Genomic DNA, 23,785 nt, shown 5'->3' with positions numbered 1-23,785 from the left:
GACGCCAGACAAAGGCCCATACTGGCAGTAGCCGATCTCAGCCCAATTCACACACTGACTCGGCCGGCAAGTCCAAGGCGGCAGTGTTGATCATGCCGCTTGTAGCGCATTCAGCTTCTGGCGCAAAATGCGACCAATCTGTGCAGTAGGCGCGGGCAACTCCATGTCGTAATGTTGGCAGGTGATGTCGTGAACCTCAATATTACCCATTACATAAGGCTGCCATACCTTTGGTGAGATGGGTTGAGTCCATGCATCTCGTGCCATTGTCGCCCTGAAAAACAACATATCGCCACTGTAAACACGTGGCGAAAAACGGTGAACAAGCTGCACATTATTTTGAAGCACTGCACGGGTTTTCTCCCACAAATAATGGCCGGTTTCCGACAGACTGCCTGCAGCGTGACGTACAAACAGATGATAAAAATCGTCTTCGGTGACCTTTGACTTGTTATCCCGTTGCACATAATCCGGCGTCGCATCGAGCACCGCTAGCAACGCGACCCGCTCACCCTGTTGTTCAAGCTGCGTTGCCATGCTATGGACCACTTTTCCGCCAAATGACCAACCTAGCAGATAGTAAGGCCCGCGTGGTTGAATACGGCGGATCTGCTGAATATAGTCTACCGCCATCGCTTCGATCGTGACGGCGGGCAACGAGCCACCGTCGAGTCCACGAGCTTGTAGACCATAGACCGGTTGATCTGCCTCTAAATGGCTCACCAGGCCTCGATAGTGCCAACTTAGCCCAGTCACAGGATGGACACAGAAAAGCGCAGGTCGAGCGCCATGAGGTTGAATCGGCAGTAGCACAGCAAAGGACTCGTCCTGCACGTTGTCTTGTGACGATACACGTTGCGCTAGCGCGGCAAGGATCGGTGCTTCAAACAGGATGGGCATCGGAATGGAGATACCCAAAGCGGTGCGGCTCCGACTGATCATCTGCACCGCGAGCAGCGAATGGCCACCGAGCGCAAAGAAGTTATCGTGTCGGCTGATCCTCTCCACACCCAGCAGCTCGGACCAGATCTCGGCCAACGTGGTCTCGAACTCACCCTGCGGTGCCTCATACGCTTGATGCGCGAACGCCTCGGCGCTGGGCGCCGGCAGCGCACGCCGGTCCAGCTTGCCGTTCGGCGTCAAGGGGAATGCGTCAAGCTGCACGAACGCACTGGGCACCATGTAATCAGGCAACGCTGCCGCCACATGTGTGCGCAAGATACCCGCTAACGCGTCATCGGGATCGGCCACCACATACGCGACGAGCCGTTTATCTTGGCCTTCGCCCATGGCTAGCACCACCGCCTCGCGCACCTGCGCATGCTGGTTCAGGCACGCCTCGATCTCGCCCAATTCAATCCGAAAGCCGCGAATCTTGACTTGATGATCGTTGCGGCCCAGAAACTCTAAGTTCCCATCGGGCAAGTAGCGCGCCAAATCCCCCGTCTTGTACATCCGCGCATCGGCCTCGCCCACGAATGAGTCGTGCACGAAGCGTTCAGCGGTCAGCTCCGGGCGATTCAGGTAGCCGCGCGCCACCCCCACACCACCGATATACAGCTCACCCACCGCGCCCAGCGGTACCGGCTGACCGTAGCTATCGAGCAGGTAAATCCGGGTGTTTGCGATCGGACGACCGATGCAACACCCGTGATCACTATCATCTACTACTTCATATATCGTAACGATAACCGTCGTTTCAGTCGGACCATAAGTATTCAATAAGCGCGCCCGATGGCCTCCAGCTAACCATGCACGTTGTGTCGATGCGCTTAATGTGTCTCCGCCAATGAGAATCGCACGTACGCTGCTTGCAACAGCAGCTTTTTCCTGAATTAATTGTGCCCAGAACTGAGTGGGTAAATCTACCAAGCTTATGCGGTTTGCTTCGCAAAGATCCCAAAATTGCTTGGCGTCTGCCAGCCAAGCATCCGTTCTCAAAACTAACGTTGCGCCATAGCATAAAGTGCAAAAAATTTCTTCGACTGAGGCGTCAAAAGAGAACGAAGAAAATTGCAAAAGGCGATCTCGCGAACTCAGTCCAAGTCGCTGCGCCATTACTATTCCATGGTTGACTACACTACTGTGCTGAACCAAAACGCCTTTTGGTATGCCGGTGGAACCGGATGTATAGATCACGTACGCTAGATGTCGGGACGTCAGTGACGGCACCGACGGATTCGTCTCCCGCTGCGCCAGCAGCGTGTTCGGGTCCAGCACCGTAAGATGGGCCAAGGCCACCTCACCCAGCGCCGCCTGGCCCACTGCATCGGCCAACACAATGTCCGGCGCCGCATCCGCGAGAATATGCGCGAGCCGCGCGCCTGGATACGCTGGATCGAGTGGTACATACGCCCCACCCGCCTTCAGAATCGCCAGCAGCCCCACCACCATCGCCGGGCTGCGCTGCACACAGATCGCCACCCGCGCATCGGGCTTCACACCTAATGCGATTAACTGATGCGCGAGGCGATTCGCCCGGGCATTCAACTGAGCGTAGCTGAGCGTCTGGCCCTCATAGACCAGTGCTGCCGACTCGGGCGTGCGCTCCACTTGCGCTTCAAACAGCTGGTGAATGCATTGGTGCGCCGGGTAGTCCTGCTGCGTCGCGTTCCACGTCTGCAGCAACAACGTGCGCTCGGCCGGCGACAGCAATTCGACGCGCGTGACAGGAGGCGATGCGTCAGCGGCCATCGCCTGCAACATCGTCTGCAAATACCCGACATGCCGCTCAATCGTCGCACGATCGAACAGCGCCGTCGCATAATTCAGCCCGCCGACAATCTCCCCACCTGCTTCATATAGGTGCAGGTCTAAATCGAACTTGGCTACGTCATAAGCCAAGTCCGCTGGCGTGACTTCTAACGCCGGCAGATCCCACACGGCACGCTCGTTGTTCTGCCACGCGAACATCACCTGGAACAGCGGCGTATGCTCCAGCCGCCTCGGCGGCTGCACGATCTCCACCACCTGCTCAAACGGCACATCCTGATGCGCTTGCGCCTCCAGCGTCGTGCGCCGCACCCGCTCGAGCAGCTGCACCGCGCTCGGCTCGCCGGACACATCCACACGCAACGCCAGCGTGTTCACAAAGAAGCCAATCAATGGCTCAATCTGAGGATGGTGACGACTAGCGCTCGGCGTGCCAATGACCAGATCCTCCTGCCCCGACAGCCGCGCGAGCACCGCGCTCCACGCGGCCAGCACCGTCATGAATAGCGTCGCGCCTTGCGCTTGGCTCCAACGCTTGAGCGCTTGCGTGGTTTGCGCATCGATCTGAATCGGCACGTAGGCCCCTTCGAACGATTGCTGCGCCGGACGCGGCCGGTCAGTCGGCAGCGCCAGCAGCACCGGGGCACCGGCCAGCTGCGTGCGCCAGTACTCACTTTGCGCCTTGAGCCGCTCACCCGAGAGCCACTGACGCTGCCACGCCGCATAATCCGGATATTGGATCGTCAGCGACGGCAGCGGATCGGCCGGCTCACCGCAGGCCGCGCGATACAACGTATTCAATTCGCGCACCAGCACCCCCATGGACCAGCCATCCGACACGATATGGTGCTGCACGAGCAGCATCACGTACTCGTCCTCGGCCACTTGAATGCCGCACGCGCGCATCAGCGGGCCACAGGCCAGGTCGAACGGCGCTTGGGCGGCCTCGGCGCTGAGTTGGGCGAGCTGAGTAACCGCGTCAGACACGCCGCGCAGGTCATGCCAGGTCATCGGCATCCCTGCCTCGGCGGGCAACAGCTGCACCTGCGGCTGACCGTCAACGCTGACGAACACCGAGCGCAGCGCTTCGTGACGTGCCCATAGCGCATCCAGTGCTTGTTGCCACGCGATAGGATTCAATGTCCCGCGCAGGCGCAATGCCATCGGCATATGATACGTATCGCTCGCACTATCGAGCTGCGCGAGGAACCACAGCCGTTGCTGTGCGAACGACAGCGGCAGTGCACCGTCACGCGAGACCGGTGTGATCGTCGGTGGCGCCGCACCGTCTGACGTACGCTGCATGTTCAGCGCAGCGGCCAGGCCGGCCAGCGTCGGGGCAGCAAACAGGGTCGTCAGCGGCAATGTGATGCCCAACGCAGCCACCCGATTCATCAAGCGCACCGCGAGCAGCGAATGACCCCCCAGTGCGAAGAAATTGTCGTGCCGACCGACTCGTTTGACACCCAGCAACTCGCTCCAGATCGCCGCTAGCGTGGTCTCGAGCTCGCCCTGTGGCGCTTCATACACTTGCAGCGCAAAAGCCGCGCCATCCGGCGCCGGCAGCGCACGCTGGTTTAGCTTGCCACTCAGCGTCAAAGGCAGCGTGTCAAGCTGCACGAACGCGACCGGCACCATGTAATCCGGCAGCGTTTGGCTAAGATAGGCTTTGAGTTCGACCGGTGTCATCACCTCACCGTCAGCCGCGACCCAATAGGCCACCAAACGTCTGTCACCCGGATAATCCTCGCGTGACACCACCACTGACTGCGCGATGCTCGGATGCTTGACCAATGCCGCTTCGATTTCCCCAGGTTCGATGCGAAAGCCCCGAATCTTGATCTGCTGATCCACGCGGCCGATATATTCCAACTGTCCATCCAAGCGCCATCTTGCCAAGTCACCTGTTCGGTATAGCCGTTCGCCGGGTTCCAATGGGCTCGGTATAAAGCGTTCGGCACTCAGTTCGGGTTGATTGATATAGCCACGCGCCACCCCTGCGCCCGCAATATACAACTCGCCCGTCACACCTATCGGCAAGGGCTCCAAATGCTGCCCCAGCACATAGACTCGCACATTGGGCACCGGTTGACCGATCGGCACCCTTCCTTCCTGTTGGACGTCGGCCTTGAACCACGTTGACGCCATCGTGCATTCGCTTGGCCCGTATTGATTGACCACCGTTACTTGGCGGCCAAACGCCTTGTGTACCTGTTCACATACACTTGCCTCCAGCGGCTCACCAGAGGTCAAGATAGTATTCAACGACGATGTGATGGGGCCCACCGGTACGGTTTCACAAAGACCACGCAAAAAGCTTGGTGTGATACTCAGCAGTTTCGTCACCGACCTTTCGCGAATCGCTGATAGATAGCGGCCTGGCTCTTTCGCCTGCTCATTGGGCACGATGATCACGCGCGCGCCTGCTGCCAACGGACCAAACAAGTCGCGCACACAGGGGTCAAAGGCAAGACCCGTAATATTTAAAATAGTATCCGCACCCGTGATGGCGTAATGGCGAGTCAGAAAACTTAAATAATTGACAACGCCACGATGCGAATGCATCACGCCTTTAGGCTGCCCTGTCGAACCTGAGGTATAAATAATGTAAGCAAGATGCTCGGCGGTGACTCCACTGTCCAGTTGTGTCTTGGGACACGCGGCAATCTTGGCCCCATCCGTATCCAAATCAATACGTCGTGCCTGGATTTCAGGCAGCCTCGCTTCAAGGTGAGATTGCGTCACCAACACCGCGACGCCCGCCTGGCGCAACATAGACGCTAAGCGCTCGGCCGGATGGCTGGGATCCAGCGGCAAATAAGCGCCGCCCGCCTTCAGAATGCCTAATAGGCCAATGATTGCCTCCAGCGAGCGCTCGGCGCACAGCCCCACCACGACTTCCGGACCCACATCTAAGGTACGGAGGTAATGCGCCAGTTGGTTTGCCTTATCGTTTAATTGCGCATAGCTCAGCGTCTGATCCTCATAGACCAATGCCGTTGCATCCGGCGTGCGCTCCACCTGCGCTTCAAACAATTGGTGAATACACCAATGCGATGGATAATCCTGTTGCGTCGCGTTCCACGTCTGCAGCAACAACGTGCGCTCGGCCGGCGACAGCAATTCGACGCGCGTCACAGGCCGTTGAGCGTCAGCGGCCATCGCCTGCAACATCGTTTTCAAGTAGCCGACGTGTCGCTCGATCGTCGCGCGATCGAACAGCGCCGTCGCATAGTGCAGAACGCCGATCATCTCTGCACCGGCTTCAGACAAGTGCAGATTCAGATCGAATTTGGCCACATCGTAAGCCCAATCCGCTGGCGTGACCTCTACCTCCGGCAGATCCCACACGGCACGCTCGTTGTTCTGCCACACGAACATCACTTGAAACAGCGGCGTATGCTCGAGCCGCCTCGGTGGCTGCACAATCTCCACCACTTGCTCGAACGGCACATCCTGATGCGCTTGCGCCTCCAGCGTCGTGCGCCGCACCCGCTCAAGCAGCTGTGTGGCGCTCGGTTCGCCCGACACATCCAGGCGCAACGCCAACGTATTCACAAAAAAGCCAATCAACGGCTCAATCTGAGGATGGTGACGATTGGCACTGGCCGTGCCAATGACCAGATCGTCTTGCCCCGACAACCGCGCGAGCACCGCGCTCCACGCGGCCAGCACCGTCATGAATAGCGTCGCGCCTTGCGCTTGGCTCCAACGCTTGAGCGCTTGCGTGATGGACGCATCGATCCGAATCGGCACGTAGGCACCGGCAAACGATTGCTGCGCCGGACGCGGTCGGTCAATCGGCAACGTCAGCAGCACCGGGGCATCGGCCAGCTGCGTGCGCCAGTACTCACTTTGCGCCTTGAGCCGCTCACCCGAGAGCCACTGACGCTGCCACGCCGCATAATCCGGATATTGGATCGTCAGCGCCGGCAGCGGATCGGCCGGCTCCCCGCAGGCTGCGCGATACAACGTATTCAGTTCGCGCACCAGCACGCCGACCGACCAGCCATCCGACACGATATGGTGCTGCACGAGTAGCATCATGTACTCGTCCTCGGCCACTTGAATGCCGCACGCGCGCATCAACGGGCCACAGGCCAGGTCGAACGGCGCTTGGGCCGCCTCGGCGCTAAGTTGGGCGAGCTGAGTAGCCGCGTCAGCCACGCCGCGCAGGTCATGCCAGGTCATCGGCATCCCCGCCTCGGCGGGCAACAGCTGCACCTGTGGCTGACCGTCAACGCTGACGAACACCGAGCGCAGCGCTTCGTGACGCGCAAACAGCGCATCCAGTGCTTGTTGCCACGCCACCCGGTTCAAGGTACCGCGCAGGCGCAATGCCATCGGCATATGATACGTATCGCTCGCACCATCGAGCTGCGCAAAGAACCACAGCCGTTGCTGCGCGAACGACAGCGGCAGTGCACCGTCACGCGAGACCGGCGTGATCGCGGGTAGCGCCGCACCGTCTGACGCGCGTTGCGCCTCGAGTACCGCAGCCAAGCCGGCCAATGTGGGCGCAGCAAACAACGTCGCCAGCGGCAATGCGATGCCCAGTGCAGCCACCCGATTCATCAAACGCACCGCGAGCAGCGAATGACCACCCAACGCAAAGAAATTGTCGTGCCGACCGACCGGCTCCACACCGAGCAATTCGGTCCAAATCTGAGCCAGCGTGGTCTCGAGCTCGCCTTGTGGTGCTTCATACGCTTGATGCGCAAACGCGTCAGCGCTGGGTGCTGGCAATGCTCGCCGGTCCAGCTTGCCGTTCGGTGTCAGCGGCAATGCATCGAGTCGCACGAATGCACTGGGCACCATGTACTCGGGCAACGCGGCCGCCACATGCGTGCGCAACGTGCCCGCTAACGCGTCATCGGGATCGGCCACCACATACGCGACGAGCCGTTTATCTTGGCCTTCGCCTGTTGCCAATACCACCGCGTCGCGCACCTGCGTATGCTGAGCCACGCACGCCTCGATCTCACCGAGCTCAATGCGAAAGCCCCGGATCTTGACTTGATGATCGTTGCGGCCCAGGAATTCCAAGTTACCGTCCGGTAAATACCGCGCCAGGTCCCCCGTCTTGTACATCCGCGCATCGGGCTCAGAGGCGAACGGATCGCGCACAAAACGCTCGGCCGTCAACTCCGGGCGGTTTAGATAACCGCGTGCCACCCCGGCGCCACCGATATACAGCTCTCCCACCGCGCCCAGCGGCACCGGCTGCTTATATGCGTCTAGCAAATAAATTTTTAAATCAGGGATCCGCACGCCAATCGGACTGCCCATTTGAGTACTATCCTCAGGCCAGAGCGGTCGATAAGTTACATGCACGGTCGTTTCAGTAATCCCATACATGTTCACCAACTGCGGACCCTGCCCTGCGCGTGCGGCATACCACGCTTGCAAAATGGATGGCTCCAGCGCTTCTCCACCAAAAATCACATAGCGCAGTTGGTCCCTTAATGTACTTTGCGCTTGACTGGCAATAAATGTCTTGAACGCACTTGGGGTTTGATTCAATACCGTGACGCCCTGTTCACAGACTAATCGGTGGAAGTCTTGCGGTGAACGGGCAATAGGATAGGGAACTATGACGAGCTTGCCACCATAGCGCAATGCTCCCCAGAGCTCCCACACGGAAAAGTCAAACGCAAAGGAGTGAAACAGACACCAAGTATCGTTCTCGTCAAAGTGATACCAGGATTGTGTCGCATCGAATAGCCGCACCACCTGCGCGTGCTCGACCATCACCCCTTTGGGCGTGCCGGTCGAGCCCGACGTATAGATCACATACGCTAGATGTCGGGACGTCAGTGACGGCACCGACGGATTCGTCTCCCGCTGCGCCAGCAGCGTGTTCGGGTCCAGCACCGTAAGATGGGCCAAGGCCACCTCACCCAGCGCCGCCTGGCCCACTGCATCGGCCAACACAATGTCCGGCGCCGCATCCGCGAGAATATGCGCGAGCCGCGCGCCTGGATACGCTGGATCGAGTGGTACATACGCCCCACCCGCCTTCAGAATCGCCAACAGCCCCACCACCATCGCCGGGCTGCGCTGCACACAGATCGCCACCCGCGCATCGGGCTTCACACCTAATGCGATTAACTGATGCGCGAGGCGATTCGCCCGGGCATTCAACTGAGCGTAGCTGAGCGTCTGGCCCTCATAGACCAGTGCTGCCGACTCGGGCGTGCGCTCCACTTGCGCTTCAAACAGCTGGTGAATGCATTGGTGCGCCGGGTAGTCCTGCTGCGTCGCGTTCCACGTCTGCAGCAACAACGTGCGCTCGGCCGGCGACAGCAATTCGACGCGCGTGACAGGAGGCGATGCGTCAGCAGCCATCGCTTGCAACATCGTCTGCAAATACCCGACGTGCCGCTCAATCGTCGCGCGATCGAACAGCGCCGTCGCATAATTCAGCCCGCCGACAATCTCCCCACCTGCTTCATATAGGTGCAGGTCTAAATCGAACTTGGCTACGTCATAAGCCAAGTCCGCTGGCGTGACCTCTACCTCCGGCAAATCCCACACGGCACGCTCGTTGCTCTGCCACGCAAACATCACCTGAAACAGCGGCGTATGCTCGAGCCGACGCGGCGGCTGCACAATCTCCACCACTTGCTCGAACGGCACATCCTGATGCGCTTGCGCTTCCAGCGTCGTGCGCCGCACCCGCTCGAGCAGCTGCGCCGCGCTCGGCTCGCCGAACACATCCACACGCAACGCCAGCGTGTTCACAAAAAAGCCAATCAATGGCTCAATCTGAGGATGGTGACGATTGGCGCTGGCCGTGCCAATGATCAGATCCTCTTGCCCCGACAGCCGCGCGAGCACCGCGCTCCACGCGGCCAGCACCGTCATGAATAGCGTCGCGCCTTGCGCTTGGCTCCAACGCTTGAGCGCTTGCGTGGTTTGCGCATCGATCTGAATCGGCACGTAGGCCCCTTCGAACGATTGCTGCGCCGGACGCGGCCGGTCAGTCGGCAACGTCAGCAGCACCGGTGCATCAGCCAGCGCCGTGCGCCAGTATTCGCTTTGCGCTTGCAGCCGCTCGCCCGAGAGCCACTGACGCTGCCACGCCGCATAATCCGGATATTGGATCGTCAGCGCCGGCAATGGATCGGCCGACTCACCACAGGCCGCGCGATACAACGTATTCAATTCGCGCACCAGCACGCCGATTGACCAGCCATCCGACACGATATGGTGCTGCACGAGCAGCATCACGTACTCGTCATCGGCCACTTGAATGCCGCACGCGCGCATCAACGGGCCACAGGCCAGGTCGAACGGCGCTTGGGCGGCCTCGGCGCTGAGTTGGGCGAGCTGAGCCGCCGCGTCAGCCACGCCGCGCAGGTCATGCCAGGTCATCGGCATCCCTGCCTCAGCGGGCAACAGCTGTACCTGCGGCTGACCCTCGACGCTGATGAACACCGAGCGCAGCGCTTCGTGACGCGCCCACAGCGCATCCAGTGCCAGCTGCCACGCGGTGATGTTAAGCGTGCCGCGCAGCCGCAGTGCCAGCGAGATATGATACGAGTCGCTCGCGCCGTTGAGGTGTGCAAGGAACCACAGCCTCTGCTGTGCGAACGACGACGGCAACGCACCGTCACGCGACACCGGCGTGATCACGGGCAGCACGGCGCGGTCCGTGCGGTGCGCATTCAATGCCGCGGCTAACCCGGCCAGCGTCGGCGCAGCAAACAACGTGGCCAGCGGCAATACGATGCCCAGCATGGCCACCCGGTTCATCAAGCGCACTGCCAGCAGCGAATGGCCACCCAACGCGAAGAAGCTGTCGTGTCGGCTGATTCTCTCCACGCCCAACAGCTCGGACCAGATTGCTGCTAACGTGGTCTCCAATTCACCCTGCGGCGCCTCGTACGCTTGATGCGCGAACGCTTGTGCATCGGGCGCCGGCAATGCCCGCCGATCCAGCTTGCCGTTCGGTGTCAGAGGGAATGCGTCAAGCTGAACGAACGCACTGGGCACCATGTAATCAGGCAACGCTGCCGCCACATGCGTGCGCAAGATACCTGCTAACGCGTCATCGGGATTGGCCACCACATACGCGACCAGCCGTTTATCCTGGCCTTCGCCCATGGCCAGCACCGCCGCCTCACGCACCTGCGTATGCTGAGCCAAGCATGCCTCGATCTCACCGGGCTCAATGCGAAAGCCGCGGATCTTGACTTGATGATCGTTGCGACCGAGGAATTCCAAGTTACCATCGGGCAAATACCGCGCCAAATCCCCGGTCTTGTACATCCGTGCATTGGGCTCGGCCGAGAACGGGTCGCACACAAAGCGCTCGGCCGTCAGCTCGGGACGATTCAGATAGCCACGCGCGACCCCCGCGCCGCCAATATACAGCTCACCCACTGCGCCCAGTGGCAACGGCTGACCGTAGCGGTCGAGCAGGTAAATGCGCGTGTTCGCAATCGGTCGGCCAATTGGGATACTGACGATGTCTTCCCGAATAGCGTTAATTCTATACGTCGTTGCAAACGTCGTACTTTCGGTCGGGCCATACCCGTTAATCAGTTGCCGCGGTGGCGTACCCTTTAGCACTTGCGCCACCACGCTGGCATCCAGTGTATCTCCTCCCACAATCAATGCCTTGAGTTGAGGGAAAATCGACCCTAGCTCTATAAACAACTGATTAAACAGTCCAACGGTGAGCCACAAAATGCTAATGCGCTGTTTCTGCAAGGTTTGAGCAAAAGCAGCGGGATTGAGCACCGTATCGCGATTGATAACGACAGCCGTGGCACCGTTGAGTAGCGGAGCCCAGACTTCAAAAGTACTCGCGTCAAATGCTGGGTTGGCTGCAAGCGCCACACGATCATCGGCCCCGACATCGAGATAACCATTGTTGATGACCAGTCGGGCAATGGAGCGATGCTCGACCATCACGCCCTTGGGCATACCCGTGGAACCGGACGTATAGATCACATACGCGAGATGGCGGGACGTCAGTGCTAGCACCGATGGATTGGTGTCCGCCCGCGCCGGCAATACATTCGGATCGAGCACCGTGCGTGACGCGAGCGTCGCCTCACCGAGAGCGGCCCGACCCACCGCATCGGCCAACACAATGTCCGGCGCCGCATCCGCGAGAATATGCGCGAGCCGCTCACCCGGATAGCTTGGGTCGAGCGGCACATACGCCCCACCCGCCTTCAGAATCGCCAACAGCCCCACCACCATCGCCGGGCTGCGCTCGACACAGATCGCCACGCGCGCATCGGGCTTAACACCCAACTCGATCAACTGATGCGCCAAGCGATTCGCCTGTGCATTGAGCTGCGCGTAGCTCAGCGTCCGCTCTTCAACCACCAACGCCGGCGCCTGGGGCGTGCGCTCGACCTGCGCTTCGAACAATTGGTGAATGCATTGATGCGCCGGATAGTCCTGCTGCGTCGCGTTCCACGTCTCAAACAGTAAGGTGCGCTCCTCTTTAGGTAGCACCTCTAACTGCTCGACCGGCCACTCGGGTGTCGTCTCCAGTGCCTCAGCCAGGCTCTCTAGCACCTGCTGCATATACCCGCACACCTGATCCGGGTCCAGCGACGTCACCACCTGCGCCGTCAGTCCCAGCGCTTGACCGAAATCTTCGACCGACAGTGTCAATGGGTAATTGGTGCGCTCCTGCGCGCTCAAGAGTTCAACGCCCGGCAGCCTGCCGCTCTCACCGATGCTAACCGCATTGTGCCGATAATTGAGCAGCGCACTGAACAGGGGCGTGCCCGCCGGCACCCCGCTACAGCGCTGTGCCAGCGCCAATGACGCATGCTCATGCTCGAGCAGCGCCGCCAGCCGCGCATGCGTCGCACGCACCGCTGCCTCCACACTGCTATCCAGGTCTACCCGCAGCGGCAGCGTATTGATAAACAAGCCCATCGCGCTGTCGGCGCCTTCCCCCGCTTGCATCCGCCCGAATAGCACCGTGCCGAACACCACGCGCTGTTGGCCACTGGCGCGTGCAAGCACCTGCGCCCACGCCAGATGGCACAGGCTGGCCAAACTTACGCTTAACCGCTTGGCGTGCGCGCGCAGCCGATCGTTCAGTGCTTGGGGCAGCATCCAGTGTGCTTCGGCAACCTGTACGCCGTCTCGATGTACGTCCGTGAGCCCAAATGGCAGCGTCGGCTCCTCAATATCCGCAAGTTGCTCGGTGAAAAAACGCTCATGCCCAGTTTGACTGACACCCAGGCGCGCCTGCGCCACCAGGTTACGGAACGGTTGTGCTGCTGGCAGCGTTTCGCCTTCACCTTCGATAAACGCACGCACCTCCGCGTGCATCACCTCCAGCGTCGAGTGATCGCCAATTAAGTGATGCAGCAGCTGGACCGCTAACCACCGGCCATCGGTATCTTGTGCAATCGCAAAACGCAGCAGCGGCGCTTGCGTCAGGTCCAGCTGCGTATGACGCGGATCGAAGCGTCGCGCCAACTGCTCGGCAATCGGCCCCTCCTTCGCCTCCAGCGCAAGTTTGGTCACCGACAGCGGCGCCTGCCGCCACACCACTTGCACGGGCGTGGACAGCCCTTCCCACACAAACGCAGTGCGCAGAATGTCGTGCCGGTTGATGACCTGCTGAACGGCAGCCAGATACTGATCAAGCCGCTCGCGCGTGTCAAAGGCCAGCTGCGCAATCGCCAGGTACGGATCCTCGTCAGTGGCCAACAGATGGTGAAACAGGATGCCGTCTTGCAATGGTGACAACGCATAGATATCCTGGATGTTCGCGACACCATCGGGCACCTGTTGAACGATCCGGTCAATCTCGGCCTGCGTCAGCTCGATCAGCGGCAGCAAGTCTGGTGTGAGCGCCGTCGTCTCACGCGTGATGCGATTCGCTGACACCGCCACGTCGCGATGCTGACCTAACGACTGGGCCAGAACGCTGAGCACCGGTGTATCGAACAACGTGCGCACCGATAACTCCAAATCAACACGCCGCAAGCGCTCGATTAACCGTATTGCGAGCAATGAATGCCCACCGAGCGCGAAGAAATTATCGTGCCGACCGACTCGTTTGACACCCAGCAACTCGCTCCAGATCGCCGCTAGCGTGGTCTCGAGCTCGCCCTGTGGCGCTTCATATACTTGCAACGCAAAAGCCGCGCCATCTGGCGCCGGCAGCGCACGCTGGTTCAGCTTGCCGCTCAGCGTCAAAGGCAGCGTGTCAAGCTGCACGAACGCGGCCGGCACCATGTAATCCGGCAGCGTTTGGCTAAGATAGGCTTTGAGCTCAACCGGTGTCATCACCCCACCGTCAGCCGCGACCCAATAAGCCACCAAACGTCTGTCACCCGGACAATCCTCGCGCGACACCACCACTGACTGCGCGATGCTCGGATGCTTGGCCAATGCCGCTTCGATTTCCCCAGGTTCGATGCGAAAGCCCCGAATCTTGATCTGCTGATCCACGCGGCCGATATATTCCAACTGTCCATCCGAGCGCCATCTCGCCAAGTCACCTGTCCGGTATAGCCGTTCGCCGGGTTCCAATGGGCTCGGTATAAAGCGTTCGGCGCTCAACTCAGGTTGGTGGATATAGCCACGCGCCACCCCTGCGCCCGCAATATACAACTCGCCCGTCACACCTATCGGCATAAGCTCCAAATGCTGCCCCAGCACATAGACTCGCACATTGGGCACCGGCCGACCGATCGGCACCCTTCCTTCCTGCTGGGCGTCGGCCTTGAACCACGTTGACGCCATCGTGCATTCGCTGGGACCGTATTGATTGACCACCGTTACTTGACGGCCAAACGCCTTGTGTACCTGTTCACATACACTTGCCTCCAGCGGCTCACCAGAGGTCAAGATAGTATTCAACGACGATGTGATGGGACCCGCCGGTACGGTTTCACAAAGACCACGCAAAAAGCTCGGTGTGATACTCAGCAGTTTCGTCACCGACCTTTCGCGAATCGCTGATAGATAGCGGCCTGGCTCTTTCGCCTGCTCATTGGGCACGATGATCACGCGCGCGCCTGCTGCCAACGGACCAAACAAGTCGCGCACACAGGGGTCAAAGGCAAGACCCGTAATATTTAAAATAGTATCCGCACACGTGATGGCGTAATGGCGAGTCAGAAAACTTAAATAATTGACAACGCCACGATGCGAATGCATCACGCCTTTAGGCTGCCCTGTCGAACCCGAGGTATAAATAATGTAAGCAAGATGCTCGGCGGTGACTCCACTGTCCAGTCGTGTCTTGGGACACGCGGCAATCTTGGCCCAGTCCGTATCCAAATCAATACGGCATGCCTGGATTTCAGGCAGCCTCGCTTCAAGGTGGGATTGCGTCACCAACACCGCGACGCTCGCCTGGCGCAACATAGATGCTAAGCGCTCGGCCGGATGGCTGGGATCCAGCGGCAAATACGCGCCGCCAGCCTTCAGAATGCCTAATAGGCCAATGATTGCCTCAAGCGAGCGCTCGGCGCACAGCCCCACCACGACTTCCGGACCCACATCTAAGGTACGGAGGTAATGCGCCAGTTGGTTTGCCTTATCGTTTAATTGCGCGTAGCTCAGCGTCTGGTTCTCATAGACCAATGCCGTTGCATCCGGCGTGCGCTCGACCTGCGCTTCGAACAATTGGTGAATACACCGGTGCGATGGATAATCCTGTTGTGTCGCGTTCCACTCCATCAGCAGCCGATGCCGCTCTTCAGCATCGAGCAGATCGATCCGGCCAATCGGTTGCGTTGCATTCGCAGCCAGCGCGTGCACGAACCGAACGAACCGACGCTGATGCGCGTCGAGCTCTTTCATCGTATAGCATGCGGGATTCGCGTTAAAGTCGATCCGTAATTGACTACTGTCCGGGGCCCAATAGACATCGAGCACCAGATCGTCAACCGGACCATTGAGCAGATTATGGTTCGTCGACGGGTAACCATCGAACGATAGATCATAGTCGAACGGCATCACGTTAACCGTGGCACCGAATAGCGCTTGTCCTGGAGGCAGCCCCAATCGGCACCGTAGCGCCTCGCTCGGGTAGCGTTGATATCGGAAGCCGCGCTGGATCTGCTGCGCGGCTTGCTGCAGCAATGACGACAAGTTCATTCCCGACTGGATTGTGAACTGCAGCGGAATATCATGCGCCAGCGTGCCGGGGATGTACCGATCCCCGCCCAAGCGAGCCGTCACTGGCAAGCCCAGCACCACGTCCTGCACGCCGGTCATCCGATGCAAATACACGGCCAGCGCAACTGTAAGAATTTGGGCTAACCGACCTGTATCCGACATAAAGTCCCCCAGCGCCTGAGTCGGCAGGTAAGCTGTCTGGCGCAGCCGGTGCTGCGAGAGTGGTGCGGCACGACTCACCAGCATCGTGGGCTCGGTCCAATCGGCGCATTGCTTGAGCCAATACGCTTCGTCTCGTTCTCGCTGAGCGGCCGCCTGCTGCGCATCGCTGTCCAACGGCTGCAGAACCGAGCCAAACGCACACGGCTCAGGCTTCTTGCCTACGCGCATTGCGCTGTACACTTGCGCGACGCGTTGAGCGATGAGCACAGCGCCATAGCCATCTATGATGATATGGCAGTAACGCTGATACCAAATCCATTGTTCAGAAGCGACTTTCAGTAACGCATAGCAAAAGAGCGGGCCTTGCACGAGATCCACCGGCTGCTCATAATCGGCGCGCATCCAGGCTTGCGCGCTTGTGTAAGGATTAGCCTCTGTATTAAAATCCAACACCGGCATCGACCATGCGGGTGAGCCAATTGCCTGCCGCAGCCCCTCGCTACTATCGACAAATTGCAAACGCAGGTTGTCCACCTCACCGATGACTTGGCACAATGCGGCTTCAAACACAGCCGGATCAATCGCGCCTTTGATCACTGTGTATTGGGCAATGTTGTCGGCTGGAATGTCCGGATGAAGCTGCTGCGCGAGCCAGATTTCCTTTCGCTCAGAAGAAGGCGAATACGTCGCAAGAGGTGTCGCGCTAACAGCCATCAATTTATCTCCAATTTAGGTCAAAAATTTATTTGATTTAAGATACGTGGTTCGCCCCTCCCCCACGTATTGAGGTACCGTCAAGTTTCGGGGGCATATTGTACGTCAGCGGCCTGTAATGTAACCTTTACCCGGCTTACCTTGGCGCAAAATTGCTTATCAGGTGCAATTTCGACCAGGGCTGCATCTTTTAGCTGCTTAATTCGATTAATTGTGCACTGCAGCTATCTTAATGCAATGGACTCCACCCACCCGAACCGCAGCGACATAATCCGTCTAGCCGGGTAGCGAGCGGCGTCAAACCAATGAGGCAAGGAATCCTTATGAATTGCGTAGCTACCGTGATCGGTCTAGGTATTTCGAAGGATGTGCTCACCATCTCAAACGCCGCACGGCGGCTGGTCTCGTCAGCGGCGATCTCGCCGTTGTACAAGTCCAGCACCGGCGAAAGGTCAAGCTTGTGCCCGCCCACATTGAATTCGGTGACGTCGGTCGCCCACTTTTCGTTTGGACGCTGAGCATGGAACTGACGCTGCATCAGACGCTGAACGGTCTTGTGGTTGATGACTTGCTCAAGGTTGCGCAGCGCGAGCGTGATAAGCCGATAGCCATAGCGGCCCTTGTGCTGCTCAAACAGTGTAAGGATTTTGGTCTTCAACTCAGCATACTTGTCGGCGGTGCTCAGCGCCTTTTGCTGGTAATAAAACGTGCTGCGCACCAAGCCGGCGAGTTTCAGCAAGCCTTCCAGAGGGTACTGCTGCCTTAGCCCGAGCACGATTTGCGCTTTTTGCGTTGAGCTGCTTGTTGCTGCGCTTGAGCCAAAGCTTCGAGCTTTTTTAGATACGCGTTCTCCATGCGCAAGTCATTCAACTCCTCGAGTAGCGCCTAACGAGTGCGTGTGTCGCCATCGGGCGAAGGGGGCGCTGTGGTCGGCTGTTCTGGCACCTTTTGGAGCGTGCTGGCGGGCGTTGCGACAATGCATCTACGCCCCCTCATCATACTGACGTTTCCTCAGGCCGCTGACGGCACGGTTGCGAATATCGAACCGCGCAGCCGCTTCGCGATCTGCTAGGCCTTCGCTACGGATTTGCTGCAGAACAAGCAGCTTGAGCTCTCGGCTATAGCGCTCGTACTTGCGCTTGACGCTGACGGCGCCATGCACCCGGTACCCCGTGTACCCACTTGCGTATCGTCGCTTCATCTACGCCATGCCGACGAGCCATGTCGCGCAGCCCTGCTTGGCCAGATTCATACTCCTCGATGATCGATAACTTGAACTGCTCCGTGTACTTCGCCATGGAAAACACCCCAAAGGTTGGATTGGCGTCCAACTTTTGAGGTGCAGTTCACATCAAGTACTGGCTTTTTCGCAAGGGTGAGGCAGGCTGAGGTGTTAAGCTGTTCAGCGCCGCGACAACGCATGCGCCTCGTGCAACACATCGGAAATTTGCGCGTCAAACTGAAATCCGAAATGACTAAACATCCATTCCCAGGCTTGGCTCGGCGTGACGTTGTGCAACGTCGGGCCGTCGGTATTCGGGTGCACGGCCTAGCGAAGATCGAGCGCGACGTCGACGATCATGTCTTCCTGGCCGCCCACCATCTTGCGACGGCCAAGTTCGACCAGGATGTCAACGGTCTTCAGGCCGTACTTCTGCGCGGCCACCTCAGCATGACGCAGAAAACTCGAATACACGCCAGCATAACCCAGCGCAAGCGTCTCGCGATCGACGCGCACCGGGCGGTCTTGCAACGGCCGCACCAGGTCATCGGCTGCGTCCATCAGCTGATACAGGTCACAACCGTGATTCCAGCCCTGCTTGTCAGCAGCCGCGATGAATACCTCGAGCGGCGCATTGCCCGCCCCGGCACCCATTCCGGCTAGGCTCGCATCGATGCGGTCACATCCTTCTTCGACCGCAACCAGCGAATTGGCCACACCAAGGCTCAGGTTATGGTGCGCGTGGATGCCGGTCTGCGTATCGGCGCGCAGCACCTCCTTCAGCGCGCGGAACCTATCACGCACGTCGCTCATGCCGAGCGCACCACCGGAGTCGACCACATAGATACAGCGCGCGCCATAGCTTTCCATCAGCCGCGCTTGCTCGGCCAGCTTTTGCGGCGTGGTCATGTGGCTCATCATCAGGAAACCGACCGGGTCCATGCCCAGTTCTCGGGCGTACTCCAAGTGTTGTCGCGAGACGTCAGCCTCGGTACAGTGCGTCGCCACGCGCACGACACGGGCGCCGGCATCGTACGCATTGCGCAGGTCGTGGATCGTGCCAATGCCGGGCAACAGCAGCGTGGCGATTTTAGCCCTCGTCACGCTTTGCACGGCGGCCTCGATCCATTCAACGTCACTGTGCGCACCGAATCCATAGTTGAAGCTAGAGCCCTGCAGCCCGTCGCCATGCGCGACCTCAATGCTGTCCACGCCGGCGCGGTCCAACGCTGCTGCAATCACGCGCACGTTCTCCACGCTGTACTGGTGTCGTATGGCGTGACTGCCGTCGCGCAACGTCACGTCGGAGATATACAGTTTCTTGCCGGTGTGGCTCATTGTGCAGTCTCCCGATGGCCGCGCGCCATGCCCGTGTCGAGGCGGCGGCGCGCGATCAAGTCGCCGCATGCAAGCGCGGCCGATGTCATGATGTCTAGATTGCCAGCATACGACGGCAGATAGTGCGCCGCGCCTTCGACCTCCAGAAACACGGACGTCTTCAGGCCGTGTGCGGGCCCGATGCCTGGCACGTTCAGTGGACGCTGCGGCACGATCTCGTCGAATTGGACCTTCTGTTTGAGCCGGTATCCCGGCACGTAGGCCTGTACGCTTTGCACCATTTGCTCGATGCTTTGCTCGACCAGCCGTGTATCGACGTGCTCGGACAGCACAAACACCGTATCCCGCATGATCAGCGGCGGCTCCGCCGGATTGAGGACAATGATTGCCTTGCCGCGCGTGGCGCCGCCCAACGACTCGATCGCGCAGCGCGTGGTCTCGGTGAATTCGTCAATGTTCGCGCGCGTGCCGGGTCCCGCGGACCGACTGGCGATCGACGCGACGATTTCCGCATAGTGAACCTTGGCCACGCGCGATACTGCCGCCACGATCGGTATTGTCGCCTGGCCGCCGCACGTGACCATATTGATGTTCGACGCAGTCTCAGCATGCAGGTTAATCGCCGGAATCACGAACGGCCCAATCGCGGCTGGCGTCAGGTCGATCACCTGCACGCCATGGGCCTGCAGGATCTCATTGTGCCACGCATGCGCGGCGGCAGACGTCGCGTCGAACACGATGTCGACGTCGTCAAACACGTCCAGCTCGAGCAATCCATCGATGCCCTGCGCAGTGGTCGCTACACCGAGCCGCGCAGCCCGCGCCAATCCATCGGACTGAGGATCGACGCCCACCATCACACCCATCTGCAGGTGCTTGCCGTTGCGCATCACCTTGATCATCAGGTCGGTGCCGATATTGCCCGAGCCGATAATGGCGACCTTCACCTTTTGCGTCATGCTTGTGCTCCAATCGTACGGTTTCTTGCTAAGTAGCGCGCGCTGCGAAGCATGCGCCACTTAGTCGGCCACGTGGAATCCGGCACTACCCAGCCGCTCGATGTCGATCGACACATACTGACCCGGCGCAATGTACTCGGCCGAAGTCACGCCACCCGCCATCACGATCCAACCAGCTTGCAGCGGCTCGCCGGCCTGCGCGGACAAGCGCGCGGCCGCCACCAGCGAACGCAGCGGGTGGCCGAGCAATGCCGCGCTCGAGCCGACTTGCTTCACTCGTCCGTCGATGTTCAGTGTCAAGCCCAGATTCGAGAAGTCGATGTGCGGATCACACCACGCGCCAATCACAAAGCCACTGGACGAGGCGTTGTCAGCGATCACCTCGGGCAACGTGAACTTGAAATTCTTGTAGCGCGAATCGATAACCTCGATCGCCGGCGCGATCGCCTCCACGGCGGCCAACGCCGCAGGGGCCGTCACCTCTGCGGCCAGCGGCCGCTTGAGCAAAAATGCGATTTCCGGCTCCACGCGCGGATGCACGAAGCGCCCGAACGACACCGATGCGCCTTCCTCGAGCTGCATAGCGCAGGTCAGCCTGCCCCAGATCACATCGGACAATCCCATCTGAAGCATCTTTGCGCGACTCGTGAAACCCATCTTCACGCCCACCCTGCGCTCGCCGCGCTCGAGCCGCCGCGCAATTGACGCGGCCTGGATCGCGTAGGCGTCCTCCAATGACAGACGAGCGTCGAGATCGAACTGCTCCACCTCGTGCGCGTCGCGCGCCGCCGTATCGAGCAGTGTGGCGTATTCAGTAATGAAGCTCATCCATGGGCCTCGTTCGAATCACGTTCAAAAACTGCTCGCACGGAACCCACACCATTGATGCGAGCTTGGACAACGTCGCCGGGCACGATCGGGACCATCGGCCCGAGCGCACCGGACAACACTAGGTCGCCGGCCCTGAGCGGCGTGCCCAAAGCCGCCATCGTGCGGGCGAGCCACACGAGTGCGTTGACGGGGCTGCCCAGGCATGCGGCGCCCGCGCCGACCGACACCGGCTCGCCGCGGCGCTCCATCACCATGCCGCACAACCGCATATCGAACGCGGCAACGCTTACCGGCGTATTGCCTAGCACAAAAGCCCCCGACGACGCGTTGTCGGCAATCGTATCGGTGATCCGGATATTCCAATTCGCGATGCGGCTGCCGACGATCTCGATCGCCGGCAACGCATAGTCGATGGCGCGCAGCACGTCCACATGACTGGGGCGAACCGCCTCGATATCCTTACCGATGATGAATGCGATTTCGGCCTCGGCCTTCGGTTGCGCGAGCACCGACGTGGGAATCGGCTCGCCGTCGCCAAAAGCCATGTCATCGAACAGCATGCCGAAGTCGGGCTGGTCCACGCCTAGTTGCTGCTGCACCGCGACCGACGTGAGGCCGATCTTGCAGCCGATCACACGCTGCCCGCGCGCGATACGCCACTCAGTGTTCTCACGTTGGATTGCATAGGCTGAATCGATCGACAACGACGGCCAGGTGTCGCGAAGTGGTGCAATGTACTCGCCGCTGCTGGCCGCCGTGCGCAGCGCCGCGGCCGCCTGCTGGATCTGTTGTGGCGTCATGTCAGGCCCTCCGCTCCAGCTGCGCAGCCGCTTCGTCCTTCGTGTGCGCACCGATCGCCCAGTGCACGGCCGGCACTTGGGTTGCATACACACGAATGCTCTGCAGCGGTGCGCCAAGCGTCTCGTGCACCGTGACGGCGACCGCCTTGACGCAAGCCTTGACCGCTGCTTCACTGCGGCCCTCGACCAGCGAGATATGTACGATTGGCATCGAACTTCCCTTGAAATACTGAGTCCGCCAGGCGCGGACGCGCCAACACGGTAACGATCTTGCCCACCTCCGAACATACCGTCCAATACTATTTTTTTAGGTTACGATACTAAAATGGTATGGCATAACGGGATGCGAACGATGGATCTGAAGCAAATGCGGTACTTCCTCGCAGTCGCACAGGAACGCAATTTCGGACGCGCCGCCCAGCGTCTGCATATTGCGCAGCCACCATTGACGCGACATATCCATGCCATGGAGGCGCAGCTGGGCGTCACGCTGTTCGTGCGCAGTGCGCGCGGCGCGCAGTTGACTGAGGCGGGACGCACGCTGCTCGCCGAAGTGCCCAACATCCTGGCGCTTGCCCAAAGAGCTACCGAGCAGACACAACTCGCCGGCCAGGGGCTGATCGGACGACTGGACGTGGGCATCTTCAGCTCCGGCGTCCTGCAGGTGATTCCGCAGTTGCTCGCCACCTTTCATACCGAACGGCCACGGATTAAGATAGGACTGCACAATCTGACCAAGGCCCAACAGCTCGATGCGCTGCGCGAGCGCCGGATCACGATCGGCTTCAACCGGCTGGTGCCGTACGATGACGACATCGCCGTCGAGAAAGTTCTCGAGGAGCCGTACCTCGTCGCGCTGTACGATGGTCATCCGCTATGCAGGAAGGAGCGAATACGACTGCGCGACCTGGATAGCGAGCCGATGATCCTGTATCCGAACGCGCCCGTGCATGGGCTCGCCCAAGAAATCGCGGCCGCCTTTGAGCAAGAACGTGTAACGTTGCGGGTGGAACAGGAGGTGGAGGATGTGGTGACCTGCATCGCACTGGTGGCCAGCCGGTTCGGCGTCTGCATCACCACGGCTTCCGCCGCCAACCTGCGCTTGCCGGGCGTCACCTACCGGCCGTTGCAGTCGCGACGCATGCGCCACATCGAGCTCAGTTGCCTGTATCGGCGCGACGACGATACGCCGATTCTGCATGCATTCTTGGACGTGATCCGGCGACGCCGCCATGCCGGCAAGCACTAGGGGTCGTTAACACACAATAAATGTGTTTCCATTTTGATTCTCAAGGGGAATCGGGATAGTGCGCAGACTGATGAGTGACACGCAATAGGCGAAGATCGACTATCTGTTCGCTTTCGACTATTTTATGGTGCAGCATCGCTTCGCGTTGTATGTATCCGACCTCTTACCGAGCTTGCCAATGGACTTTGATCTAAACGCCGCTTTAAACAACCAGCAGACCTATCTGTGCGCGTTGGCAGCCTGCCCGGCACCCGCCGGCTCGACGCCACCGCCATTGACGCCGTCAAGCGGTGCCCTGACAGGCAGGTCGGCCACCGGGCCCACCACCTATCAGGACCTACCGCCCGAAGTGATTCAGCGGATCGGTGACTACGTGCCCATTCGAGACATCGGACATTTCTCGGCAATCGATCGCCATACGTATCGTTCAATGCATGACCGGCGGCTTGTCTGGCACTATTGGCAACGTGCTAACCAAGCCACGAACTTGGCGTCAGTCAACCAGCTGCTCGATGAGATGGAGCGCACGCTCCACCAGCCAACGCAGCGGGTCGAGCCCATTGAGTCGCTGCGCCGGCGTCTGCACACGCTGCCGCAGGCCGAGCGCCTCGACGCGTTTAAGCGAGTGTTCTCGGCCGCGGACCGCCTTCCAAAATACGGCGTGCGGATACAAAGGGTA

Annotated in this window: 9 protein-coding genes and 1 pseudogene; 1 reads left to right on the top strand and 9 read right to left on the bottom strand. The window is 59.9% G+C overall.

Annotated features, from left to right (window positions below):
- Positions 1–90: 90 nt before the first annotated feature.
- From RA167_RS04065 to RA167_RS04030, 8 genes and pseudogenes are all read right to left on the bottom strand, one after another.
- The gene (locus RA167_RS04065) at positions 91–16,707 is read right to left on the bottom strand and encodes a non-ribosomal peptide synthase/polyketide synthase (protein ID WP_083706043.1); all 16,617 of its coding nucleotides are present in this window, start codon (positions 16,705–16,707) and stop codon (positions 91–93) included.
- Between the two features lie 370 nt (positions 16,708–17,077).
- Positions 17,078–18,005 (bottom strand): annotated as a pseudogene (locus tag RA167_RS04060) (transposase); the annotation flags it as partial.
- 104 nt (positions 18,006–18,109) lie between these two features.
- Complete coding sequence (locus tag RA167_RS04055; RefSeq protein ID WP_175972434.1) at positions 18,110–18,253, bottom strand: hypothetical protein; 144 nt, start codon at positions 18,251–18,253, stop codon at positions 18,110–18,112.
- Positions 18,254–18,256: 3 nt separating this feature from the next.
- The gene (gene dmpG, locus RA167_RS04050) at positions 18,257–19,267 is read right to left on the bottom strand and encodes a 4-hydroxy-2-oxovalerate aldolase (RefSeq protein WP_076786539.1); all 1,011 of its coding nucleotides are present in this window, start codon (positions 19,265–19,267) and stop codon (positions 18,257–18,259) included.
- Positions 19,264–20,226 (bottom strand): acetaldehyde dehydrogenase (acetylating), encoded by a 963-nt coding sequence (locus RA167_RS04045; protein ID WP_076787792.1) that lies wholly within the window; start codon positions 20,224–20,226, stop codon positions 19,264–19,266. Before RA167_RS04045 ends, dmpG begins: the two co-directional genes overlap by 4 nt.
- A gap of 60 nt (positions 20,227–20,286) precedes the next feature.
- The gene (locus RA167_RS04040) at positions 20,287–21,054 is read right to left on the bottom strand and encodes a 2-keto-4-pentenoate hydratase (RefSeq protein WP_076786537.1); all 768 of its coding nucleotides are present in this window, start codon (positions 21,052–21,054) and stop codon (positions 20,287–20,289) included.
- Positions 21,051–21,857 (bottom strand): 2-keto-4-pentenoate hydratase, encoded by an 807-nt coding sequence (locus tag RA167_RS04035; RefSeq protein ID WP_076786535.1) that lies wholly within the window; start codon positions 21,855–21,857, stop codon positions 21,051–21,053. The genes RA167_RS04040 and RA167_RS04035 overlap by 4 nt, the downstream gene beginning before the upstream one ends.
- Before the next feature lies 1 nt (position 21,858).
- Positions 21,859–22,068, bottom strand: a complete 210-nt coding sequence (locus RA167_RS04030; protein WP_076786533.1) for a tautomerase family protein — start codon at positions 22,066–22,068, stop codon at positions 21,859–21,861.
- 141 nt (positions 22,069–22,209) lie between these two features.
- Here RA167_RS04030 and RA167_RS04025 point away from each other — a divergent pair, with 141 nt between their 5' ends.
- Positions 22,210–23,106, top strand: a complete 897-nt coding sequence (locus RA167_RS04025; protein WP_076787789.1) for a LysR family transcriptional regulator — start codon at positions 22,210–22,212, stop codon at positions 23,104–23,106.
- Positions 23,107–23,599: 493 nt separating this feature from the next.
- Here the strand turns inward: RA167_RS04025 and RA167_RS04020 are convergent, their stop codons facing one another.
- Entirely contained in the window at positions 23,600–23,779 is a 180-nt protein-coding gene (locus RA167_RS04020) for a hypothetical protein (RefSeq protein ID WP_338877245.1), read from the bottom strand.
- Positions 23,780–23,785: the final 6 nt, after the last annotated feature.

It is taken from the genome of Mycetohabitans endofungorum (assembly GCF_037477895.1).
In the GTDB taxonomy this organism is placed as follows: Bacteria; Pseudomonadota; Gammaproteobacteria; order Burkholderiales; family Burkholderiaceae; genus Mycetohabitans.
This window is presented reverse-complemented; position numbering and strand designations above follow the sequence as displayed.

Bases quoted from the DNA above. Each gene is read 5' to 3' on its own strand.
- RA167_RS04065 (WP_083706043.1), bottom strand. From the start codon at position 16,707: ATGGCTGTTAGCGCGACACCTCTTGCGACGTATTCGCCTTCTTCTGAG.
- RA167_RS04030 (WP_076786533.1), bottom strand. From the start codon at position 22,068: ATGCCAATCGTACATATCTCGCTGGTCGAGGGCCGCAGTGAAGCAGCG.
- RA167_RS04035 (WP_076786535.1), bottom strand. From the start codon at position 21,857: ATGACGCCACAACAGATCCAGCAGGCGGCCGCGGCGCTGCGCACGGCG.
- RA167_RS04040 (WP_076786537.1), bottom strand. From the start codon at position 21,054: ATGAGCTTCATTACTGAATACGCCACACTGCTCGATACGGCGGCGCGC.
- RA167_RS04045 (WP_076787792.1), bottom strand. From the start codon at position 20,226: ATGACGCAAAAGGTGAAGGTCGCCATTATCGGCTCGGGCAATATCGGC.
- RA167_RS04025 (WP_076787789.1), top strand. From the start codon at position 22,210: ATGGATCTGAAGCAAATGCGGTACTTCCTCGCAGTCGCACAGGAACGC.
- dmpG (WP_076786539.1), bottom strand. From the start codon at position 19,267: ATGAGCCACACCGGCAAGAAACTGTATATCTCCGACGTGACGTTGCGC.